The organism is Hyalangium ruber (assembly GCF_034259325.1).
Taxonomy (GTDB): Bacteria; Myxococcota; Myxococcia; order Myxococcales; family Myxococcaceae; genus Hyalangium_A; species Hyalangium_A rubrum.
This window is the reverse complement of the sequence record NZ_JAXIVS010000002.1, coordinates 64619-87027: the sequence shown is the minus strand read 5'-3', so window position 1 is coordinate 87027 and position 22409 is coordinate 64619. Positions and strand designations below refer to the sequence as shown.

General features: G+C 70.2%; 17 protein-coding genes. 9 read left to right on the top strand and 8 right to left on the bottom strand.

Features of this window, described 5'->3' with window-relative positions; all coding sequences use genetic code 11:
* Nucleotides 1–20: 20 nt before the first annotated feature.
* The 5 genes from SYV04_RS05455 to chrA form a co-directional block, all read right to left on the bottom strand.
* Nucleotides 21–2060, bottom strand: coding sequence for a serine/threonine-protein kinase (locus SYV04_RS05455; RefSeq protein WP_422723911.1), 2040 nt, complete (start codon nucleotides 2058–2060; stop codon nucleotides 21–23).
* 136 nt (nucleotides 2061–2196) lie between these two features.
* On the bottom strand, nucleotides 2197–3888 hold the full coding sequence (locus SYV04_RS05450) for a hypothetical protein (protein WP_321544542.1): 1692 nt from the start codon (nucleotides 3886–3888) through the stop codon (nucleotides 2197–2199).
* A gap of 8 nt (nucleotides 3889–3896) precedes the next feature.
* Nucleotides 3897–4865 carry a hypothetical protein gene (locus SYV04_RS05445; protein WP_321545225.1) on the bottom strand — a complete coding sequence of 323 codons (969 nt, stop codon included), beginning with the start codon at nucleotides 4863–4865 and terminating at the stop codon, nucleotides 3897–3899.
* A 181-nt stretch (nucleotides 4866–5046) separates the two neighbouring features.
* Nucleotides 5047–6876 carry a TadA family conjugal transfer-associated ATPase gene (locus SYV04_RS05440; RefSeq protein ID WP_321544541.1) on the bottom strand — a complete coding sequence of 610 codons (1830 nt, stop codon included), beginning with the start codon at nucleotides 6874–6876 and terminating at the stop codon, nucleotides 5047–5049.
* 78 nt (nucleotides 6877–6954) lie between these two features.
* Nucleotides 6955–8193 carry a chromate efflux transporter gene (chrA, locus tag SYV04_RS05435; RefSeq protein WP_321544540.1) on the bottom strand — a complete coding sequence of 413 codons (1239 nt, stop codon included), beginning with the start codon at nucleotides 8191–8193 and terminating at the stop codon, nucleotides 6955–6957.
* 101 nt (nucleotides 8194–8294) lie between these two features.
* On the opposite strand from chrA, the gene SYV04_RS05430 reads away from it, so the two are divergent.
* The 5 genes from SYV04_RS05430 to SYV04_RS05410 all read left to right on the top strand — a co-directional run bounded on the left by SYV04_RS05430 (nucleotide 8295) and on the right by SYV04_RS05410 (nucleotide 12914).
* On the top strand, nucleotides 8295–8969 hold the full coding sequence (locus SYV04_RS05430) for a uracil-DNA glycosylase (protein ID WP_321544539.1): 675 nt from the start codon (nucleotides 8295–8297) through the stop codon (nucleotides 8967–8969).
* 157 nt (nucleotides 8970–9126) lie between these two features.
* Nucleotides 9127–10863 (top strand): sensor histidine kinase, encoded by a 1737-nt coding sequence (locus SYV04_RS05425; protein ID WP_321544538.1) that lies wholly within the window; start codon nucleotides 9127–9129, stop codon nucleotides 10861–10863.
* A gap of 32 nt (nucleotides 10864–10895) precedes the next feature.
* On the top strand, nucleotides 10896–11699 hold the full coding sequence (locus SYV04_RS05420; protein WP_321544537.1) for an acyl-CoA thioesterase: 804 nt from the start codon (nucleotides 10896–10898) through the stop codon (nucleotides 11697–11699).
* Nucleotides 11700–11742: 43 nt separating this feature from the next.
* Nucleotides 11743–12729 carry a coiled-coil domain-containing protein gene (locus SYV04_RS05415; RefSeq protein WP_321544536.1) on the top strand — a complete coding sequence of 329 codons (987 nt, stop codon included), beginning with the start codon at nucleotides 11743–11745 and terminating at the stop codon, nucleotides 12727–12729.
* Complete coding sequence (locus tag SYV04_RS05410) at nucleotides 12726–12914, top strand: periplakin (protein ID WP_321544535.1); 189 nt, start codon at nucleotides 12726–12728, stop codon at nucleotides 12912–12914. The genes SYV04_RS05415 and SYV04_RS05410 overlap by 4 nt, the downstream gene beginning before the upstream one ends.
* A 1-nt stretch (nucleotide 12915) precedes the next feature.
* Here the strand turns inward: SYV04_RS05410 and SYV04_RS05405 are convergent, their stop codons facing one another.
* Nucleotides 12916–13119, bottom strand: coding sequence for a hypothetical protein (locus SYV04_RS05405; protein ID WP_321544534.1), 204 nt, complete (start codon nucleotides 13117–13119; stop codon nucleotides 12916–12918).
* A gap of 185 nt (nucleotides 13120–13304) precedes the next feature.
* On the opposite strand from SYV04_RS05405, the gene SYV04_RS05400 reads away from it, so the two are divergent.
* The 4 genes from SYV04_RS05400 (at nucleotide 13305) to SYV04_RS05385 (ending at nucleotide 18623) form a co-directional block, all read left to right on the top strand.
* Nucleotides 13305–14051 (top strand): tetratricopeptide repeat protein, encoded by a 747-nt coding sequence (locus tag SYV04_RS05400; protein ID WP_321544533.1) that lies wholly within the window; start codon nucleotides 13305–13307, stop codon nucleotides 14049–14051.
* A 149-nt stretch (nucleotides 14052–14200) separates the two neighbouring features.
* Entirely contained in the window at nucleotides 14201–16981 is a 2781-nt protein-coding gene (gene gyrA, locus SYV04_RS05395) for a DNA gyrase subunit A (protein ID WP_321544532.1), read from the top strand.
* 81 nt (nucleotides 16982–17062) lie between these two features.
* Nucleotides 17063–18238, top strand: coding sequence for a sensor histidine kinase (locus SYV04_RS05390; RefSeq protein ID WP_321544531.1), 1176 nt, complete (start codon nucleotides 17063–17065; stop codon nucleotides 18236–18238).
* Between the two features lie 103 nt (nucleotides 18239–18341).
* The gene (locus SYV04_RS05385) at nucleotides 18342–18623 is read left to right on the top strand and encodes a YkvA family protein (RefSeq protein ID WP_321544530.1); all 282 of its coding nucleotides are present in this window, start codon (nucleotides 18342–18344) and stop codon (nucleotides 18621–18623) included.
* 10 nt (nucleotides 18624–18633) lie between these two features.
* On the opposite strand, the gene SYV04_RS05380 is transcribed toward SYV04_RS05385, so the two are convergent.
* Both SYV04_RS05380 and ureG read right to left on the bottom strand, forming a co-directional pair.
* A complete protein-coding gene (locus tag SYV04_RS05380; protein WP_321544529.1) occupies nucleotides 18634–21513 on the bottom strand; it encodes an ATP-binding protein in 2880 nt (959 codons plus the stop codon).
* Nucleotides 21514–21629: 116 nt separating this feature from the next.
* A complete protein-coding gene (gene ureG / locus SYV04_RS05375; protein ID WP_321544528.1) occupies nucleotides 21630–22403 on the bottom strand; it encodes an urease accessory protein UreG in 774 nt (257 codons plus the stop codon).
* Nucleotides 22404–22409 lie beyond the last annotated feature (6 nt).

Below are 22409 nucleotides of genomic sequence, written 5' to 3'. Positions count from 1 at the left end.
CGAGCCCCGGGCTCCGGGGCTCAGCGGCGCTTGAGGTAGGACTTCTCCCAGAAGTCGATCTTCGCGGCCACGTCGCGGCGCGAGCTCGTATCCCGCGCCTCGTGCGCCTCCTTGCGGATGCGCTCGAGCATGCTGCGCGCGATGTTCATGTTCTGACCGGCGGCGGTGCGCGCCTTCAGGTCTCGCTCCAGCCCGTCGATGGTGGCCAGCAGCACCTGCTGGCTGGGGACGTTGGAGGGCTGCGGACGCGGGCTCGTCTTGACGATGGGCTGCGGCGTCACGGGATCCGGACGGACCTCGTTGGGGACGGGGGTCGTCGGATTCTTTGGCGGCTCGGTCGACGGGTTGGCCACGACCGACTCGGGCGGCGTGGGCGTGGGCGTCGGTGTCGGCGCCACGGGGTCGTTCGTCGGCGTGCCCGGGTTGGGCGTGGGCGTGGGCGTCGTCGCCGCCGGGTTGTTCGTCGGCGTCGTCACCACCGGGTTGGGCGGGGTGACCCCGGGCGGCGTCGTTACCCCGGGCGGCGTCGGAGTCGTGCTCGAGTCTCCACCGCCGCGCAGCAGCATCACCCCGCCGGCGGCCAGCAGCGCCGCGATGCCGATTCCCGCCGGCAGCAGGCGCTTCCAGGGCGGGCGCGCGCCTACGGCGCGGGCCTCCTCGGGGGTGAGCCCGGGCGGCAGGACGACCTGGGTGGTGGAGCGGCGCGAGGACGCGTCATCCGCCGGCTTGACGACCACGTTGTTGGGCGCGGTGGTCGGCTCGTTCAGCACGGCCGCGGCGGGCGCGGGGTTCGACAGGGCATCGACGGCGGCGGCGGCCGAGGCGGGCGCCAGCACGGGAGCGGGCGCGGGGGGCGTGGGCGGCCGCAGAGAGGCGCCCGCGCCATTGGCGGCGGCGTTCTGGACGCGCGTGGGCCGCAGCATGGTGCGGCGCAGCCGGTGCAACTGCTGGCGCAGGGCGTCCGCCGAGCCGGGGCGAGCCTCGGGGTCCTTCGTCAGCATCTGCAGGATGAAGGCATCCAGCGCGGGCGGCAGCTCGTGGACGAACTCCGAGGGGCGTGGGGGCCGCGCGTCCACGTGCTTCATCAGCAGGTCCACAGGAGAGGTGCCGATGAAGGGCAGCCGGCCGGTGACCATCTCGAAGGTGACGACGCCCATGGCGTACAGGTCCGTCATCGGCCCCACGGCCTGGCCGCGGGCCTGCTCCGGCGCCATGTACTCGGGGGTGCCCACCACCATGTCCGTGCGCGTCTGCGCGGTGCGGCCGGCGGCGCCGCCCTGGCCCTGCTTGGCCAGACCGAAGTCCAGCAGCTTCACGTAGCGCGAGCCGCCCGGCTCCCGCACCAGGAAGATGTTGCTTGGCTTGAGGTCGCGGTGGACCACGCCCGCGCCGTGCGCGGCGCCCAGGGCGGCCAGCACCTCGTCGAGGATGGACAGCGCCTCGGTGGGCGGCAGGCGCCCCTTCTCGGCCAGGTAGCCATCCAGCGGCTGCCCGTCGAGGAACTCCATGACGATGTACTGCCGCCCGTCGGGCACCTGCCCGAAGCCGAAGATGTCGATGATGCCGCGGTGGCGGATGGCGTTGACGGCGCGGGCCTCGGCCAGCAGCCGTGCCACCTGCTCGGGGGCCTGGGCCAGCTCGGGGCGCAGCACCTTGACGGCCACGCGCTTGCCGATGAGCGGCTGGATGCCGTCGTACACGAAGCCCATGCCGCCCACGCCGATGCGCGAGCGCAGCTCGTACTCCCCGAGCTTCATGCCGATGAGCGGGTCTCGGGTGGGCGGCTCCTCGCCCCAGGCCTGGGAGTGGGACATGGGATAGGGCTCGTCCGGGACAGCGGCCTGCGGTGGGCGAGGAGGTGCCTCCTCACCCCAGGCAGACGGGGCGGAGTGGCCCCGAGAGGGCGGCTCTTCGCCCCACACGTTCTGCGGAATCGAGATCTGCGTCTCCTCATCGTCTCGGGCGGAGAACGTGAGAACCACGGTCCCATCGCGAGGGCATACGCCAGCCCCGGGCGGGACTTCGAGACCACAAGTTTCACAAGTGCGCGCGGAGGCCATCGGGGACGCAGGGCTCGCAGCCTAGCAGACTGCGGGACTGTCGCCGATCTGTCGTCACCAAGAAAGCAGGAGGGCGGACAGGCGCTCCACCCCGCCCGTCCAGCCTCCCTGGTGAGTAGGACAGCCGAGTCTGACGTCAGGGGAAGGGAGGCGTGCAGCCCTGAGAGTCGAACGCCTGACCATTGGCGCCCTGGTTGACGCTGCTGGCCCCGCCGCTGCCGCCCGGTTTCACGGACCTGGTGACCGTGCCCGTGACTTCGACGCCACCGTTGGAGCACCACACGCCTACCGAGGGGCCACCTGTACCACCTCCGCCCGGGCCACCCGTGCCGCCGTCGCCACCGTGGCCACCACTCCCACCATTACCGCCATAGGTGAAGTATTGCAGGCTCGTCCAGGTGGACTGGGTGGCGTTGGTGCTCGCGAACCCACCCTGGCCTCCCAGGCCGCCGACGCCGCCATAACCCCCCATGCCTCCACGGCCGCCGAAGCCACCGCCTTGGACCTGGAGGTTCACATCCCCCAGGTTCACGGTCGAGTCGATCAGCAGCACCCCGATGGATGCGCCACCGGGGCCGCCACCCCCGCCGCCCTGCCCGCCACAACCTCCGGCGCCACCGCCCGCGCTTCCCGCGCCCGCGGCCACATCCGGAGCGGAGGGATCATTGGTGTCCTGCGGGCAACTGCCGCCGCTGCCACCGCCGCCGCCGGCGGTGCCCGGCGTGCCCGTCTGGCCTCCCTGTCCCTGGGCAGAGGACGTGGGGCTCCAGAGCCCATCGCGCAGCTCACCGATGTTGTCCGCACCGCCAAGTCCCGCGGGGCCCAATCGACCCGGCACTCCGGGGGAGCCATGCTGCCCGTGGCCCGCCTCACAGAAGAAGGCGTTGGCGCCTTGAGGAAGTCGCGAGCCCAGCACGCCGCCGTCTCCGCCCGTCCCTCCATCGGGGGGCGGTTGTCCCGCGGCTCCCGGCGAGCCCGCGGTGCGCACTCCACCGAGGTTTCCACTGCCACCCCAGGAGGGGATGGTTCCACAGAAGTGCGTGTTGGCACCGCCGCCGCTGCCACTGCGTCCAGCCGTGGCGCCACCGGCATCCTGTCCCCAGCCACCATCCGGCCCGTTGGCTCCCGTCTGGCCGTCGGCGCCCGGCGCTCCGGGTGAACCCGGCCCCGCCACGATGGTGGCGTGGTGCAGCCGCAGGCCCTGAGTCCCGAGCACGCGCAGCGCGATGGAGGCAGTGCCGGCATCGTTCCCGGTCGCCGAGGTGATGGTCAGCCACTCCATCCGCACGCCCGAGTCCTCTCCCAGGTTGCTGACCGTGAGGCCCACGGTGCCGCCATCCAGGTGGGTGATGTGCTCGGCCTTGCGCCTCCAAAAGTCCGCGACGCCACCGTAGGCACCGTAGAGCGACACCGGCACGTCCAGGTTGAGCTGCTCCTCGTTGTACGTGCCCCGCGCGAGGTACAGCGCGCTGATGCCGGGCCCGGCGTCATTGCGCAGCAGGGTCAGGGCCTGTCGGATCGTCTGTACCGGGCGCTCGAGGGTGCCGGGGTTCCTGTCATCTCCCCCCTGGGGATCGACGAAGAAGCCCACATTGGCCAGGCCGTCCACGCCATCGCAGTTGGAGTCGATGAAGTCGCCGGGTGGGTCATCCGGGCTGGTGGGTTCGCAGGGATCGGGGCCACCATCCGGCCCGCCATCCGGCCTGCCATCACACCGGCCATCCCGCTCACACTGCTCCTGCGCCGCCTCGAAGTCGAAACAGCCCGTCGCGCCCACCATGGCCACGAGCGCGGCCGCGGTGACGTGCGCCTTCACGTTCTTCAACATAGGTCTCCTCAAGGCAGCGTCCCGGCCACGCCGACCATGCCACCACCAGGGCCCACCGAAACGGTGGGGCGCACCGGCGCCTCCTCCCCGGGGAGCAGAAAGAGCACCGCGCCGGTGATGAGCCCCGCCGCGCCCAGGCCGAAGCCCACGCGGCTCAGGGTCTGCGCCTGCTTGCCTTCCTTGGCGAGCTTCGCCCCGTCGAGCGGCCCATCCGCGTTGGTCAGCTTGTCGTGCCGGTCACGCGCCTGCAGGTAGAAGTACGTCCCCACGCCCGCGAAGACGGCACCCCCCGCCGCCGGCGCCCAGGCCCAACGGCGCGCCGATGAGCCCTGGCGGGCGACCTCGGGCGGAGCAACGGGCGTCACATCCGGCGGGGGCGTGGGCTTCACGTCGGACGGAGGAGGCTTCACGTCGGACGGAGGGGGCTTCACGTCCTGCGGATTCTGCGGGTCGGTCTGCGGATTCGGGGGCGGCTGCACCTCATCGGGCGGCGGGGGGGCCGAGGGGCGCAGCTCCTTGCGCATCCGGGGCACCACCACATCCAGCGACTGGGTGAGCGCATCGAGCATGCCGTCTTCACGGACCCCGGGGATGAGGTGCTCGGCCACCAGCGCGCCATCCGTGGCCCGGTACACCTTGGTCCCCACGCGGTAGCCATCGAGCCGCTGCAGCAGCTCCGCCACCAGCACCACCTCGGTCTTGGCCGCCTCGCCCAGGGAGATGAGGCACTTGAGGTCCGTGCGCTTGCAGCGCAGGAGCGCCCGGCGCTTGGCGGCGGGCATCTTCCTCATGATGTCCTTCATCCGCTTCACGGCGAGGCCCTTGGAGCGGGCCTGTTCGGCGACGTGTTCCTGTGCGAACTCGACGACGTGCGAGGGCACTCCGGCCGTGTCCGGCGGGGCGATCAGCACGGTGATGGGCTCATCCGACGCGGCGGGCGCCTGGGTGAGCAGGACCATGGTGGCGATAAGGGGCATCAGCACGAGGTGACTTTCTCCTCATGCTGCCCTCGGAGCAAGGCCGCGACGCTCCTCTTATGCGGGCCGGACACTCCACACGCACTCGCCGTACCGTTTCGCGGGACCTCTTTCGAGGGCAGCTACCCTCCAGGGTGGTAGGACAACCCCCCACTCCGAAAGGGAAAGGCGGGCGCGGCGCTCAGCGGCGCGGCCGCTCGGGCGTGGAGCGGATCTGCGTCTTCTCCCCATTGTTGGAGCTCTCAGCATCTTCCGCGTCGGCGGCCGGGCGCGCGGCGGAAGCGGGAGGGGTGCCGGGTCGGCGCGGGGGCACGGCGTTGGCCGGGCGCACGGCGTTGGCGGAGGGGTTGGACGGGCGCGGGGCCGCGGCGGGGGGCATGGGGCGGCGCGGCGGAGTCGAGGTCGCGCCTCGCGCGGGGACGGCCTCCGCGAGCAGATCCTCGGCCACCTCGACCCGGGGCTCGTCCTTGGGAAGCACGCCCGCGTTGGTGGGCACCTCGTCGGGCGGGGCCTCGAGCTCGTCCTCTTCGGAGGCGGCGCGGGCGAAGGGGTTGCGGGTGGGCGGCGGCGTCTTGTCCTCGTCGGAGAGGGCATCGGCCGAGGGCTTGGCGGCGGGCTTGGCGGCGACAGGGGCCGGAGCGGGCTTGGCGGCGGCGGGAGCCGGAGCGGGCTTGGCCATGCCGGCGGGGAGGCTCGCGGGCACCTGCACCTGCACGGGCGGCGAGGCCGGGAGCGCCGCGGGTGGCTGGCCCTCCTTGGACTGGCGCGCCTCCTCCTGGAGCTTCTTCTCGAAGTCGATCCAGTTCTTCTTGTACTCGGCGGGGTCGGGCCGGCCCTCCTGGCGGTGCTTGAGCGAGGGGGCCCAGCGCACCTCGTACGTCGAGCCCACCTGGAAGGTGGGCGGCGGCGGCACGCCATAGGTGGCCGGGTCGAAGAAGCTCTCGTCCAGGTCGGTGAAGCCGTACGCGCGCGCCTTGCCGACGAAGGTGGGGATGATGCCGGTGGGCGCGTGGTAGCCGAGGATGTGGCCGTCCTCGTCCTTGCTCACGGGGGTGAAGACGAAGATGTCCTGGGTGCGGTAGTCGCCCTTCTCGTTGAGGGGCAGCACCTCGGACAGGGCAATCGTCTTGCGGCTACCGTCGTGGAGACGCTCGCAGCAGATGATGAAGTTGATGGCGCTCGCCACCTGGGCGCGCACGGCCACCATGGGCAGTTCCACGGCGGACATGAGGCACAGCGACTCGATGCGGCGCAGGGTGTCGGTGGGGGTGTTGGCGTGGCAGGTGGCCAGCGAGCCGCCGTGGCCGGTGTTCATCGCCTGCATGAGGTAGAAGGCCTCGCCGCCGCGCACCTCGCCCACCACGATTCGGTCGGGACGCAGACGCAGGGCCGAGTGGAGCAGGTCTCCCATGTCCACGCCGCCCTTGCCGAACTTGTCCGGAGGCCGGCTCTCGAAGGGCACCAGGTGGGACTGGTTGAGCTGGAGCTCGGCCGAGTCCTCGATGGTGAGGATGCGCTCGTCGTCGGGGATGAGCGAGGAGACGATGTTGAGCAGCGTCGTCTTGCCCGAGCCGGTACCGCCGGACACCAGCATGTTGAGCTTGGTGTGGATGCCGGCGTCGATGATGCGGGCCATCTGCGGCGTCATCGACTTGTATTTGATGAGCGCGTCGATCGTCAGCTTGTCCTTGAAGAACTTGCGGATCGAGATGGTGGTGCCCTTGCGGGCAATCGGCGGGATGACGACGTGGATACGGCTGCCGTCGGGGAGGCGCGCGTCGAGGCGGGGCCGCTCGTCGCTGAGCACGCGGCCGACGAACTGGGCCATGTTGCGCGCGGCGCCGAGCAGACCTTCCTCGGAGAAGGCGGCATCGGTCTTGAAGACGCGGCCCTTGCGCTCGATCCAGATGTCCGTGGGCCCATTGATCATGATCTCCGACACCGACGGGTCGTCCAGGTACTGGAGGACCGGTTTCAGGAAGGCGCGGAGTGACTCGGAATACATCGACATGGCGGGACCAAGGCTAGCGCGAGCGGTGCCATGAACCCAAGAACCCGCCCACGGTCCCCTGGCTGCTAGGGAACCGACCTACATCCCACTGAATGCGTGTACCCCCAGGCCCACGAGGGCCGCCGCCGCGAGCACGGCCATGGGCGCCAGCCGGGCCTTGGCGCGGAAGAGGACGACCAGGGCGCCGGCGAAGACGAGCCCGGTGGGCACATCGTCCACGGCGGCACGCAGCAGGGGCAGTGCGGTGCCGCCAATCAGACCCACGACGCCGGCGGTGACGCCGTCGAGCAGGATGCGGGCGCGCGGGTGGTGTACCAGTCGCTCCAGCGGGTGGTGAGCCAGCAGTGTCATGCCAAACGCGGGAGCGAAGATGCCCGCGGTCATGGCCAGCGCGCCGGGCAGGCCACCGCCGAGGTAGCCCACGAAGGTGCCGAAGATGATGAGCGGCGCGGGCAGCACCCCGCCCAGGGCCAGCCCGTCGAGGAACTGCGCATCGGTCATCCACCCGCCGCGCGCCACCGCGTCCCGCTGGAGGAACGGAATCGCCGTATAGGCGCCCCCAAAGGTGAGCAGGCCGGTGCGCAGCCCGGAGCCCAGCAGGGAGAGGACGCCTTGCGGCGCTCCAGCGGGGGAAGCGGCGAGCGGCGCGGCGCTCTCGGGCGACACGAAGGTGAGAAGGAGGCCGGCGGCGAGAGCGCACCCGGCGGTGAGCGCCACGGCCGCCCCGCGCGAGCCGGCGTGGAGGAGCACGGCGGTCAGGCCCGCCCAGGCGAGCGTGAGGAAGAACGGAACGCCCACGAGCTGGGCCACCGCGGCGAGCAGGGCGATGACGAGCAGGGAGCGGCGGGTGAAGGCATGGCCGCCGATGCGGTGGACGGCGCGGACGATGAGGGCGGCGACGGCGGCCTGCACGGTGGTGAACGCGGCCCGGACCCAGGGCGAGTCGAGCCCTACACGGACATAGAGCCACGAGCACAGGAGCATGAGCAGCAGGCCCGGGAGCATGAAGCCCAGGCCGGCCAGCAGTCCGCCCACGCGGCCCCGGGCGAGCATGCCGAAGTACACACACAACTCATGCGCCTCGGGGCCGGGGAGGATCTGATAGAGGGCCAGGGTGCGGTTGAAGTGGGCGGGGCTGACCCACTTCTCCTCCTCGACGAGCTCCTGGCGAATCATGGCGATCTGCGCGATGGGGCCACCCCAGGCCAGCAGGCCAAAGCGCAGGAAGCGCCAGAAGAGGCGCGGCAGGGGCTCGGCGGGGACGCGCGGCTCAGGCTCGAGGGAGGCGGGAGCCTCGGAGGAATCCACGGTGTCCACATATACGCTCCGCGCTCCAATGCCCGCCAGCCAACGCTGCTCCACTTTCCACCCAACCCGCCACGTAGGCATGCTTGAATGTGACGCGTAAGGGAGGGCGCATGCGGGAGAACCTGCCAGCCGACTGGCGCGAGGTGCTGACGGAGGCGCTGGCGGCGCCGTCATTCCAGGTGCTGGAGCGCTTCGTGGCCGAGGAGCGCCAGCAGCACACCGTCTACCCCTCGGAGGCGGATCTCTTCTCGGCGTTCCGGCTCACGCCGTACGAGCGGGTGCGGGTGCTGGTGCTGGGCCAGGACCCGTACCACGGGCCGGGACAGGCGCACGGGCTGGCGTTCTCGGTACAGCCCGGAGTGCCCTCGCCGCCCTCGCTGGTGAACATCTTCAAGGAGCTGCAGGCGGATCTGGGCCTGCCCCCGCCCGCGAGCGGCTCGCTGGTCCCGTGGGCGCGGCAGGGGGTGCTCCTGCTCAACGCCGTGCTGACAGTGCGCGCCTCGGAGCCCAACAGCCACGCGGGCCAGGGCTGGGAGGCCTTCACCGACGCCGTCATCCACGCGGTGGGCACTCGGCCCGAGCAGGTCGTGTTCCTGCTGTGGGGCAACTACGCGCGCAAGAAGAAGAAGCTCATCGACACGGCGCGACACGTCATCATCGAGTCGGCGCACCCCTCCCCGCTGTCAGCGGCGGGGGGCTTCTTTGGCAGCCACCCCTTCAGCCGCATCAACGAGGCGCTCATGCTGCGCGGCCAGCAGCCCATCGACTGGCGGCTGCCTGGCTGAAAGGGTACCTCGGGCCTGTACGCTGACGAACACTCGGGCGGTGATTGTCCTTTGGATCAGGCTGGCGCCGCTGCCGTGCTGAAGCAGGATGTCCAGCTTGCTCTTGCTCTGAGGCGTGGGGGTGCATGGGTGCCTCAAGGGTCGGTTGGGAGAGGCCATGTCGCTTTCCAGCACACCACGCGTGAACGAGCTTCCGACCCTGTCGAGCCTGACCGAAGGCACTCCGAGTGGCGGTGGCCTGAGCGGCATCGATGTCGCGCTGTATGACCAGATGGAGGAGAGCGTCGCCGTCTTCCTGCGCGATGGGACCTACCTCTACCTCAACGCCGCCACCGAGCGGCTCTTCGGTAAGGGGCGACAGGAGATGCTGGGCCGCGTCCTGTGGGACGTTTTTCCGGAAGCGCGGCAGGGACCCTTCGAGCAGGCCTTCCTGCGGCTCGTCCAGACCGGGCGCGCCGAGGAGTTCGAACACCACGTCGCGGAGCACAACCGCTGGTTCGCCAACCGCCTGTTCCTCAGCGGGGACCGCATCCATGTCTTCTGCCGGGACATCACCGCGCAGAAGTGGATCGAAATCGAGCGCTCGGAGTACTCGGCCCACACCGAGCGCTTGTTCGAGGAGACGCGGCGCGCCGAGCAGCGCGCGGCCTTCCTGGCCCGGGCCAGTGAGCTGCTGGCCTCCTCGCTGGACCATGATGAGATCCTCCAGTCCCTGACGCGGCTGAGCATCCCCACGCTGGGCGACTGGTGCGCGGTGGACGTGCTCACCCCCGAGGGGCGGGTGCGGCGCGTGGCCCTGGACCACATCCAGCCGGAGCGCATCGCCCAGGCCACCGCGTTCCACGAGAAGTATCCGGTCAGCCTCGACGAGCCAGGGGGCATCGGCAAGGTGCTGCGCACGGGCCTCCCGGAGTTCATTCCCGAGCTGACCGACGCGATGATCGAGTCGATCCCCGACCCCGTGCAGCGCAGGGACACCCGGGAGCTCGGGCTGCGCTCGTGCCTCATCGTGCCCTTGAACAACCGGGGCCGGACGCTGGGGGCGCTCACGCTCGTCTATGGGGACACCCTGCGCCGCTACACCTCGGAGGACCTGCGCCTGGCGCAGGACCTGGCCCGGCGCGCGGCCACCTCCCTGGACAATGGTCTGCTCTACAAGCAGGCGCAGGAGGCCATCCGGGCGCGTGACTCGTTCCTCTCGGTTGCCTCCCACGAGCTGAACACGCCGCTCACCTCGCTCAACCTGAACGTGCAGGCCCTGCAGCGGGCGCTGAAGCGGGCGGCTCAGGGCCCGCTGCCCCTGGACACCGTCGATGCGAAGCTCCAGTCGGTGCAGCGGCAGGTGGTGCGGCTGTCCAGGCTCGTCCGCGAGCTGCTGGATGTGTCGCGCATCAGTGAAGGCAAGCTCCACCTGGAGTGCGAGGACGTGGACCTCGTCTTGCTCGCCAGGGAGCTCGCCCCGCGCTTCTCGGATGACCTGGCGCGCGCCGGCTGCGAGCTGCGCCTGGAGATGCCCGAGACGGTGATGGGGTACTGGGACCGGCTGCGCATGGAGCAGGTGCTCCAGAACCTGGTGTCCAACGCCATCAAGTACGGGCGCGGGCGCCCCATCGAGGTCCGTGTCGAAGCGGACGCGCGGATGGCGCGCATGGCCGTGCGGGATGAGGGCATTGGTATCGCTCCGGAGAGCCAGGCGCGGCTCTTCCAGCGCTTCGAGCGGCTGGCCAGCGAGCGCCATTACGGCGGCTTCGGGCTCGGGCTGTGGATCGTCAAGCAGATCGTCGACGCCATGGGAGGCCACATCCACGTGGAGAGCGAGCCCGGGCGAGGCTCCCTCTTCACCGTGGAACTGCCGCTCCGGCTCCAGGAGGGGCCCGCGCCTTCGGGCGCCTGAGCGCAAGTCATGCTGGTAGGGTGCGGCGCGCCATGACCGCACCGTTCCTCGCCGCCACCCACGTCACGCCTCTGGGAGAGGGGCGCTACCGCACCCGCTTCGACGCGCCCTGGTACCAGGGCCGCGGGGCCTACGGGGGCGTGGTGGGGGGACAGTTGATGCGCGCGCTCGAGCACACGGTGGCGGATGCGCGGCGGCCGGTGCGCTCCTTCACCTTGCACTTCTGCGCGCCCGCGGTGGAGGGCGAGGCGGGGCTGCAGGTGCGCGTGGAGCGCGCGGGCAAGCTCGTCACCCACGCCACGGCGCGGGTGGAGAACGCCTCGGGCGTGGTGGCGGTGGCGAGCGCCACCTTCGGCATTCCGCGCGCGGGAACGCCCGTTTACCTCGACGCGAAGCGGCCCCAGGTGCCGGCCCCCGAGCAGGTGGCGCCGGTGCCCGAGGACGTGCCGATGCCCACCTTCTGCCAGTTCTTCGAGTACCGCTTCTGCGTGGGCGCGGCGCCGTACTCCGGCGGAGAGCCGCGCACGGGAGGATGGATTCGCCCCAAGGGGCCGGCGCTGGTGCTGGACGCGGCGCTCTGCGTGGGGCTGCTGGACGCGTACCCGCCCTCGGTGCTGGCGACGATGGAGGAGGTGCGCCCGGTGGCCAGCGTGGACTTCACGGTGCATTTCTTCCACGCGCTGCCCCGGCCCGGTGAACGGGCGGGCGCGCAGTACCTGCGCACGGGCTATTCCCGGTGGGCGAGCGAGGGCTTCGCGGAGGACTTCCAGGAGCTGTGGAGCGAGGACGGGGAGCTGATCGCCCAGTGCCGACAGCTCATCGCCGTGCTCGGCTGAGGCGCCGCGAGGCAGGCGGAGTCGCGATAGGGTGCGGGGTGGGATGAGCGAGAGCCGCGCGCTGCGTGACAGGCTGGAGAAAGCCCAGGCGGAGCTTCGCCGGACGAAGGAGCACCTGGAGAAGCTGCGCGTACACCATGCGCGCGAGCGCGAGTCGCTGGGGCAGGAGCTGGAGGAGGCGCGGCGGCAGGTGCTGGAGCTGCGGGGCCGCCTCACCCTGTTGGAGACGCGGGAGCGGGCGCTGCGCGCGGATGAAGAGGGGGCCCGGCTGGCGGCCTCGGTGCTCCCGGAGCGCGCGCTGTCCGCGGGGCCTGGCACCGCGCTGGTCGCGCTCGTCCAATCGCCCGCCTCGCTGAACGAGGCCCTGCCGAAGCTGGCGGAGCTGCTGAAGCTCTCACCGGTCGACGTGCGCTTCCGCCTCGCGCCGCTGCTGCCGACGGTGCTGGCACGGCTGCCGCTCCCGGAGGCCCAGGCCCTGCGGGATGCGCTGCGGGCCGAGGGCTTCATGGCGGTGAGCTCCGCGGTGCCACACCGCCTGGCCAGTGGCCTGATGGCGGTCCGGCGGTTCACGCTGGACGCGGAGGGCGTGGACCTGGAGGGCACCCGGAAGGAGCGCCAGCGGGTGCTCTACCCTCAGCTGCGCTTGCTGATTCGCGGCCGGAGAATCACCACCACGGTGGAGTCCGAGGTGGAGGAGACCTACGACGCGGACGGGGACCGCGTGCGCAAGATGGTGGAGGTGAAGCACGACCACATCGAGCAGTTCCTATGGCTCTACGGCGACGGGGTGCGCGCGGCCTTCTCCCTGGAGACCCGCTTCAGCGGGCTGGGCAGTGGGCGCGGGCTGTCGGGGTTCGAGAGCCTCCAGCGGGTGATGGAGGAGCTGCGGCGGGGTGCGCCCCAGGTGGTGGTGGACGAGCGCTTCATGCGGATGCCGCGCTTCCGCCTGCCGCTGGTGGACGAGGACCGGGGGCAGGAGCTGCTGGGCGAGCTGCTGCACCAGGCGGTCCAGGAAGGACTCTGGCCATGAGCGACGCGCGCGCGCTGCGAGAGAAGCTGGCGCAGGTCGAGGCGGAGCTGCGGCAGACGCGGGCCGAACTCGACAAGCAGCGGGCGGCGCACGCCCGGGAGCAGAAGGCGCTGCACCGCGCCCTGGAGGAGGCGCGGCGCGAGGCCACCCGGCTGCGTACCCGCATCGAGAAGGTGGAAGGGTGAGTCAGCGGCCGCCCTCGGGCTCCACATCGGACTCCAGCGGGTGGACGGTGAGCACGTGCCCGCTGTTGTCGGGAGCCCCGCGCGCCGCGTCCAGCTCCTCGGGCTCGCGCGGGGCGTTCTCCGAGAAGGAGTCTCCCTGCAGGCCCCGCTGGCGCTGCTCGCTGGTGCCTCCGTAGCCTTTCCGCAGCTTGGAATTGTCGGTCATGGCTTCCTCCCCTGAAGCGGTGTCTGTGTACGGTTGGGCCGCACGGCGGAGAGGGCAAGCGGGGGGCTCCATTGAAACGTATTCCCACGTGGGTGGAGCGGAGTCCGTGCCTGCTCGCTCCGCTCTCGGGGAATACGCGCGCAATGGGGCGCTCCACGGGGCGTAGGCCAGGGTAGAGTAGAGCCATGGCGAAGAGCGCACCCCGCGGCAAGGTCCCGGCGAAGAAGAAGCCCTCCCGTACCCCTGCTCCGAAGCGGCCGCCGGTACCTCCGGCCAAGGCCGTGCGGCGCGCGGTTCCCCCGGAGGTGGTGGCGCCGCCCAAGCCGCCCGTTCTGGAGGCCGAGCCCGTGGCCGAGCTCCCTCCCGCGCAGAAGGCGCTGCCCGCCGGAGAGCCCGTGGACAAGGGCCGCGCGCTGCCCTTCGAGATCGACCCCAAGCGCGTGGAAGAGGGCCTGAAGAAGCTCCAGGGCGAGATGGTCCACTGGGCCAACAAGGGCCGCTACACCAAGGTCCGCTTCAAGTTCCGGGGCAAGCAACTGCTGCCCGACCTGCCCATCGCCGCCGTCGTCGCCGCCGAGGGCCTCACGTTCTACTGGGGCGGAATCCTGCGCGCCCTCATCGCCAACGTGGTGGGCAAGAGCGTGTTCCAGGTGGAGTTCATCAACGACGCTGAAAAGCGCGTGCAGGCCGGCAAGGAGGCGCTCCTGTCCGGTGACGTGGACCAGGCGCTCACCCTGTTCCGCGAGGCCCTGGCGATGGACCGCGACAACGCGGGCGCGCACCTCAACGTGGGCGTGGCCCTCAAGCTCAAGGGCGAGCGCGAGGCGGCCCTCGCCGCCTTCGAGAAGGCCAAGTCGTTGGACCCTGAAGGTCCCGTTGGAACCGAGGCGGAGCGGCTCGCCGCCCCCCTGCGTCCCAAGAGCGTCGCCTAGCCTGCTGCCCCTCGGCCGGGCTGCCCTGCCAACACCCCCCTGTTTCCCCTGTTGACGCAGGGAAAACCGGGGGTTACGAACACTCCCACTCCGGGCCAAAGCCCCCTCGAGGCGGGCCCGGCTACAGCCTTCTACAACCTCCAGAGTCCATGGCCGACGACACCACTGACAAGCCGGCAACGCCCCCCGCTCCCCCACCGGGAGGCGCCGGCGAACTGATCCCCGTCAACATCGAAGACGAGATGCGCCGCTCGTATCTCGACTACTCCATGTCCGTCATCGTCGGGCGCGCTTTGCCCGACGTGCGTGACGGCCTCAAGCCGGTGCATCGCCGCATCCTCTATGCGATGCACGACCTGGGGAACACGCACAACCGCGCGTACAAGAAGAGCGCCCGCGTGGTGGGTGACGTGATTGGTAAGTACCACCCCCACGGCGACGCCTCCGTCTATGACGCCATGGTGCGCCTGGCCCAGGAATGGAGCCTGCGCTACCTGCTGGTGGACGGGCAGGGCAACTTCGGCAGCGTGGACGGCGATTCACCGGCCGCCATGCGTTACACCGAAGTGCGCATGGACCGCCTCACCGAGGAGCTGCTGGCGGACATCGACAAGGAGACCGTCGACTTCGGTCCCAACTACGACGACTCGCTGACCGAGCCGCTCGTGATGCCCACGCGCTTCCCCAACCTGCTGGTCAACGGCAGCGGCGGCATCGCGGTGGGCATGACGACGAACATCCCCCCGCACAACATGGGGGAGGTCATCGACGGCACGTTGCACCTCATCGACAACCCGAACACCACCGTGCAGGACCTGATGCAGTTCATCCCGGGTCCGGACTTCCCCACCGGCGGCATCATCACCGGTCGCGAGGGCATCGCGCGCGCCTACACCACGGGCCGAGGGCAGATTTCCCTGCGCGGGCGCACGGAGATCGAGACCAGCAAGAAGGGGGACCGTGAGGCCATCATCATCACGGAGATCCCCTACCAGGTGAACAAGGCGCGGCTCATCGAGAAGATCGCCGAGCTGGTGCGCGAGAAGAAGCTGGAGGGCATCAGCGACATCCGCGACGAGAGCGACCGGCAGGGCATGCGCATCGTCATCGAGCTCAAGCGCGATGCCATCTCCAGCGTGGTGCTCAACAACCTGTACCAGAGCACCCCGCTGGAGACGACGTTCGGCGCGGTGATGCTGGCCATCGACGGCGGGCAGCCGCGCACGCTCACCCTCAAGGAGCTGCTGGACCGTTTCATCGCCCACCGCCGCGACGTCATCACCCGCCGCAGCCGCTTCGAGCTGCGCAAGGCGCTGGCCCGCCTGCACATCGTCGAGGGCTTGCTGGTCGCGCAGGACCTCATCGACCTGGTGGTCAGCCTGATCCGCGCCTCGAAGGACCCGGACGAGGCGCGCTGGGGCCTGATGCACATCCTGTCGCCGGCGCTCTACGAGAACGCGCACTTCAAGGACCTGCCGCGCATCGACTACGCGCAGGCCAAGGCGCAGATGGAGCTGCTCGTCAGCCGCGCGCGGGGCGAGGAGCCCAGGTACGCGGGCCTGGAGCACAAGTACGAGGGGGCGGGCTTCAGCGAGGCCCAGGCGCAGAACATCCTCGAGATGCGGCTGCAGCGCCTGACCGGCATGCAGCGCGAGGAGCTGTTCCGCGAGCTCATCGACCTGGTGCGCGACATCGCCCGGCTGCGCGACATCCTCTCCAACGAGAGCAGCCTGCTCACCGTCATCAAGACGGAGCTGCGCGAGATTCGCGACCGCTTCGCGGACAAGCGCCGCACGGAGCTCACCGGCGAGGTGTCGGAGATCACCAGCGAGGACCTCATCGCCGAGGAGGACATGGTCGTCACCCTGTCCCACACCGGCTATGTGAAGCGCTCGCCGCTGTCCGAGTACCGAGCGCAGAAGCGCGGCGGCCGAGGCAAGACGGGGGCGACGACGAAGGAAGACGATTTCGTCACCGACCTGTTCGTGGCCAGCACCCACGCGTACATCATGCCCATCACCACCAAGGGCAAGCTGTACTCGCTCAAGGTGCATCAGATTCCGGCGGCCAGTCGCACCTCGCGAGGCAAGGCCATCGTCAACCTGGTGCAGTTCGGCGAGGGCGAGAAGCTGGCCCAGGTGCTGGTGACGAAGGACTTCCCGGAGAACCGCTACGTCTTCTTCGTCACCAAGCGCGGCGTGGTGAAGCGCACCGACTTGAGCGCCTTCGCCAACGTGCGCGCCAGCGGCCTCATCGCCCTGGGCATCGACGAGGGCGACGAGCTGGTGGCGGTGAAGATCACCGACGGCAGCAAGGACGTGCTCCTGTCCACCGCGCAGGGCATGAGCATCCGCTTCCCGGAGGACGAGGTGCGCTCCATGGGTCGCCAGGCCTACGGCGTGAAGGGAATCACGCTGGAGGAGGGTGACGAGGTGGTGGGCGCCGACGTGGTGGAGAAGGACGCCACCATCCTCACGGTGACCGAGAACGGCTACGGCAAGCGGACGCAGGAGACCGAGTACCGAGTCCAAGGCCGCGGCGGCAAGGGCATCATCGACATCAAGACCACCGAGCGGAACGGCAAGGTGGTGGGCCTGCTGCAGGTGAAGGACGCCGACGAGGTGATGCTCGTCACCAACGGCGGCATGCTCATCCGCATGCGCGCCCAGGAGATCTCCGTCATCGGCCGCAACACCCAGGGCGTCCGTCTGATTGCCCTGGAGAACGGCGAGGAGAAGGTGACCGGCATCTCCAAGCTGCCGGAGTCCAGCGGCGAGTCCGAGGAGGCGCTCGGCGAGGCGGCTGGTGACACCGAGCTGCCCACCGGCACGGCGGCCGAGTTCGTCGCCGGGACGGAGCCCGAAGCTGAGGAGGATTTCAGTTCTTCCGAGGAATCCGGCTCTGATGGGGAGCCTTCGGACCAGGAGTAGACGTTTGGTCACCCTACCCACTGCGGGGGTAGGTGTGACCCACTTCCTAGGTGGGGTTTGGGGGAGCAGAATACTCCCCTAATGGAAAATTCCACTGAACCGCTGGGTCTGCAGCTGGAAGTGGCCGAAGAGCGGCTGCGCTTCGTGCTGGGACTGACCGATGGGGTCGTCTTCGAGTTCGATGGGGACGGACAATTCCTCTCCATCTGGCCTCAGGCGCATGAGGTGGAGGCGATGCCCCGGGCGGTCGCGCCGGGGCGGACGCTGGCGGAGGTGCTGGGGCCCGAGGCGGCGCTGCCCTTCCTGGAGCGCATCCGGGACACGCTGCGCTCGGGGCGGACGGCGCACTTCGAGTACAGCATGGAGTCGGCCCGGGGACGGCGCTGGTACAGCGCGGACTCCATGGTGGTCCACCACCGGGAGACGGTGGCCTTCCTGGTGCGAGACATCACCGCGCGCAAGCAGATGGAGCAGCGCCTGCTGCAGGCCGATCGGCTGGCGGCGCTGGGCACACTGGCCGCGGGCGTGGCCCACGAGGTGAACAACCCGCTGAGTTATGTGTCGGCCAACCTCTCGTTCCTCTCGGAGAGCCTGAGCACGGTGCGGCACGCGCTGGACCGGGAGGGTGCGGTGGACCTGGCCCGGGTGGAGCGCGCGCTGGAGGACTGCGGCGCCGCGCTCGCCGACGCGCAGGAGGGCACCACGCGCATCCTCCACGTGGTGGGGGACCTGAAGACGTTCGCGCGCGCCGAGGACACGGAAGGCGAGTGGGTGGATGCCCGGCGGGTGCTCGAGTCGGCCATCAATATCGTCCAACCCGAGTTCAAGCACCGCGCGCGGCTCCACCAGCACCTGGATGAGGTGGCGCCGGTGCGCGGCAACCCGGCGCGCCTGGGGCAGGTGTTCGTCAACCTGTTGATCAACGCGGCCCAGGCCATCTCGCCCGGGGCGCCCGACCTCCACCAGGTGAGCGTCCACCTGCGCGAGGAGGGCACCTCGGTGGTGGTGGAGATTCAGGACACCGGCCAGGGCATCGCGCCCGACCTGCTGCCGCGCATCTTCGATCCGTTCTTCTCGACGCGGCCGGTGGGGGTGGGCACGGGCCTGGGGCTCTCCATCTGCCATGGCATCGTCACCAGCCTGGGTGGGGAGATCTCCGTGGAGAGCACCCTGGGTCGGGGCACGTGCTTCCGCGTGCGATTGCCGACGGTGGCCTGCGACATGCTGGAGGCACATGGTTCGAGCCCGGTGGCCTGAGCTAGGCTGCTCTGCGAGGTGCCGAGCGTGGAGGCACCCCGGGTGCAATGGATTCGGCCCCCCATGCGTAGGAGGTGGCATGAACGCTACGGGTCTTCGCGGTATGGGGTCCCGGTTTTTCCGGTACCTGAAGGACGGTCGTGTCCCGCTGTGGAAGAAGCTCGCCGGGCTGCTGGCGGTGCTCTACTTCCTGTCTCCGGTGGATGCCATTCCCGACTTCCTGCCCATCCTGGGGTGGCTGGATGACCTCGGTGTGCTGTCCGCCGCGGCCTTCTACATGGTGCGCCAGGTGCAGCAGTACCGCCCGGAGCTGACGCCGGACGGCCTGCCCCGGGACTTGGAGGGCCGCCCGCGTCTGCCCTCCTCGGCGCGCAACTCCCTCTAGCGCTCGGCGCTCAGGAGGCGACGGCGGCCCGAGGCACCAGCGGCAGGCGGACCTGGAACGTCGTGCCGACGCCTGGCGTGGACTCCACGTGGACGTCGCCGTTGCTGGCTCGGAGGATGCGCTGCACCGTGGCCAGGCCGATGCCGTGGCCCGAGGCGCTCGCGCCAGGCGCTCGGAAGAAGGGCTCGAAGATGTGCGGCAGGGCCTCGGGAGCAATCCCGGGGCCCGTGTCCTTCACCGTGAGCAGGCAGTGCCCGTTGTTCGTGCGCGCGGACACGGAGACGCGCCGCACGGGCCGATCCACCATGAACTTGAGCGCGTTGGTGAGCAGGTTGACGAGGATGACGTAGAGCAGGCCTCGCGGCAGGGCCACTCCCAGGTCCTCCACCTCGCGGGTGTCCAGCTCGGCGTCCACCTGGCTCCGCAGGTTGCTCACGTCCTCCACCACATCGTTGATGACGCCGCGGAGGCGCACCTCGCTCTCCTGCTCCTCGGCGAGGCCCGCGCGGGCGAAGGCCAGCATGCCGTCCAGCACGTCGTTCGCGCGCTGGGTCAGCCGCTCCAGCATCCCTCCGGCGCGCTGCACGCGCTCGTCCCGGGAGGCCTTCACCTTCATGCCAATCAAGGCCAGGGGTGACAGCAGGTTCTTCAGGTCATGCGCGATGCGGCCCGCGAAGGCATCCAGGTCCTGGCGCGACCTGGCGGTCTTCACGTTGCCCTCGACGCGCATCAGCAGCTCCCGCGCCGAGAAGGGCTTCACCAGGTAGTCATTGGCGCCCGCCTTCAGGCCCTCGACGGTGGCTTCCTCGCCGGCGCGCGCCGACAGCAGGATGACGGGGATGGTCGCGGTGCGGGGATCGGCTCGGAGCGCTTGCAGCAGGCCGAAGCCGTCCATCCCCGGCATCATGACATCCGAGAGCACCAGGTCCGGGGGCCGCTCCCGCGCCGCAGCCAGGGCCGCGTGGCCATCCTTCACCGTCTCCACGCTGAAGCGGCCCTCCAGGAGCCGCTGGATGTACTCGCGCATGTCCGCGTTGTCGTCGGCCACGAGGATGTGGCCCTGCGCGGGGGCCGCGTCGGGCTCTGGCGCGGAAGGGGCCGGCGTGGCGCTTTGCAGCCAACCGCTGGACTCCTGGAGGAACGCGGCGGTTCCCATCCCAGTCGGCGTGGAAGCCTTGGTGGCCTGTATCCGCTCCGGAGGCAGGTGGGCCTGGCCGGTGGGAATCAGGACGGTGAACGTCGTGCCCTGGCCCGGAATGCTCTCCACCCGCACGGTGCCACCGTGCAGCTTCACCAGCTCCTGCACCAGCGAGAGGCCAATGCCGCTGCCCTCGTAGCTTCGGCCCTTGGCCCCCTGCACGCGGTGGAAGCGCTCGAAGATGCGCGGCAGCTCCTCCGGGGGAATGCCCGAACCCGTGTCGGCGACGGTCAGCGCCACCTGCTCGCCCTGGATATGGAGAGAGACGCGAATCTCTCCCGCGAAGGTGAACTTGAAGGCGTTGGAGAGCAGGTTGAGCACAACCTTCTCCCACATCTGGCGGTCCACCCAGACGGGCTGGGGCAGGGGCGGGCAGTCCACGGTCAGCTTCAGGCTCGCCTGCTCCATGATGGAGCTGTAGGCGCTGGCCAGCTCCGCCGTCAGGGTGGCCAGGTCCGTCGCCTCATAGGAGGCGTTGGCCCGACCCGCTTCGATGCGGCTGAAGTCGAGCAGGGTGTTGACGAGCTTGAGCAGCCGCAGGCCGCTGCGGTGGATGAGCTCGAGCTGCTTGTGCTGGGCCGCGGTGAGCACGCCCTGCTGCCCCGCGAGCAGGTCCTCCAGCGGGCCCAGCATCAGGGTCAGCGGGGTGCGGAACTCGTGGGAGACGTTGCTGAAGAAGACGGTCTTCGAGCGATCCAGCTCCGCCAGCGCCTCGGCGCGCCGCTCGGCCTCGCGCAGGGCGCTCACGTTGGCGATGGCGGTGGCCACCTGCCCGGCCGTCAGCTCCAGGAAGCTGCGGTACTTCTCGTCGAAGACGAGCTGTGGGCTCAGGCCCGCCACGAGGATGCCCGCCAGCCGCGTCTCTCCCGGGCGAGCCACGGGGAGCACCAGGGCCGCGTCCGGAACGCCTTCGGGCAGCGAGCCCCCGAAGCGGGCCCGGAGCCCTCGCAGGAGGACCGCCTTGCCCGAGCTCGCGACGGCGCGCAGGGACCAGGGGTCCTCGGCGCTGCCCGGCGTGCCCACGGAGATGCCCACGGCGGCCACGAGGCGTGCGTGAAGGCCCGTCTCGTCCAGCAGGTACAGGTGCGCGAAGGGAAGGTCCGCGAGGTTCTGCTGAAACGCCTGCGCGCCCAACAGGCACGCCTGCTCCGGTGTCCGCGCCCCGGTGGGCCGCACCGCGAGATCCTGGAGCATGCGCAGGCGGCGCTCGCTCAACACCTGCTCGGTGGTCTCCTGGCAGGTGATGAGCATTCCGCCCACGCCGCCCGTGTCATTGGGGACGGGACTGTAGGAGAAGGTGAAGTAGGTCTCCTCGATGAAGCCCTTGCGCTGCATCGGCAGCAGCAGGTGCTCGCTCCAGGTGGCGGGATGGCCCTCCAGGATGCTCTGGCCCATGGGGCCGATGATGTGCCAGATCTCCGCCCACACTCGGGGAGCGAGCTCCCCCAGCGCGCGAGGGTGCTTGTCGCCCAGGATGGGCCGGTACGCATCATTGTAGAGGTTGATGCGCTCGGTGCCCCACCAGAGCGCCATCGGAAACCGGTTCTCGAGGACGACGCCCACGACGGTCCGCAGGCTGGTGGGCCATTGCTCCATGGGACCGAGCACGGTGCTCGCCCAGTCCATGGAACGGATGAGCGCGCCCATCTCTCCGCCCCGAATGAAGGTGTCGGCGGAAGGGTCGCGGCTCATGTCACCTGTTGCGGCATACCGGAGCGATAGAACTCTAGCCGCCGGGCGGCAAGCCGGAAGTCCCAGCAAGCGTTGAGTCGCGGAACATCGCCGCGCTCGCGCTCATACGCTCCGTGCTACGCCTTGCCGACCGCCTCCCGCCACGCGGAGAGGATGTGCTCGACGACCTTGGGCACCCCGACGTCCTTGTTGACCTGGGTGAAGAGGAAGGGGCCGTCGCCGCGCATGGCGCGTGCGTCTCGCTCCATGACCTCCAGGCTGGCGCCCACGTGGGGGGCGAGGTCCGTCTTGTTGATGATGAGCAGGTCGGACTGGGTGATGCCGGGGCCGCCCTTGCGCGGCACCTTGTCGCCGCCCGCCACGTCGATGACGTAGAGGGTGTAGTCGACGAGCTCGCGGCTGTACTGCGCGGCCAGGTTGTCGCCGCCGCTCTCGACGATGAGCAGCTCGGGCTTCACCTCGTGCATGAGCTGCTCGAGCGCGTCCAGATTGTGGCTGATGTCCTCGCGGATGGCCGCGTGGGGGCAGCCGCCCGTCTCCACCGCGCGGATGCGCTCGGGGGACAGGGCCTTGTTGCGGTGGAGGAACTCGGCGTCCTCGCGGGTGAAGATGTCGTTGGTGACGACGCCCAGCGAGTGCTTCTCGCGCAGGGCTTTGCACAGCGCCAGCACGAGCGCCGTCTTCCCGCTGCCCACCGGGCCACCGATGCCGACGGTGAACGCGCGCTGCTGGTAGTCGCGGGGCAGTCGGGGCTCGCGCTCCCGGAAGAGGCCCGGGCCCAGCCAGGGCTCGTGGGTGTGGCCGTGGTCGTGGTCGTGGCCGTCGTGGCCGTGGTCATGGTCGTGGCCGTCATGGCCGTGGTCATGGTCGTGGCCGTGGTCGTCGTGCATGGGGGA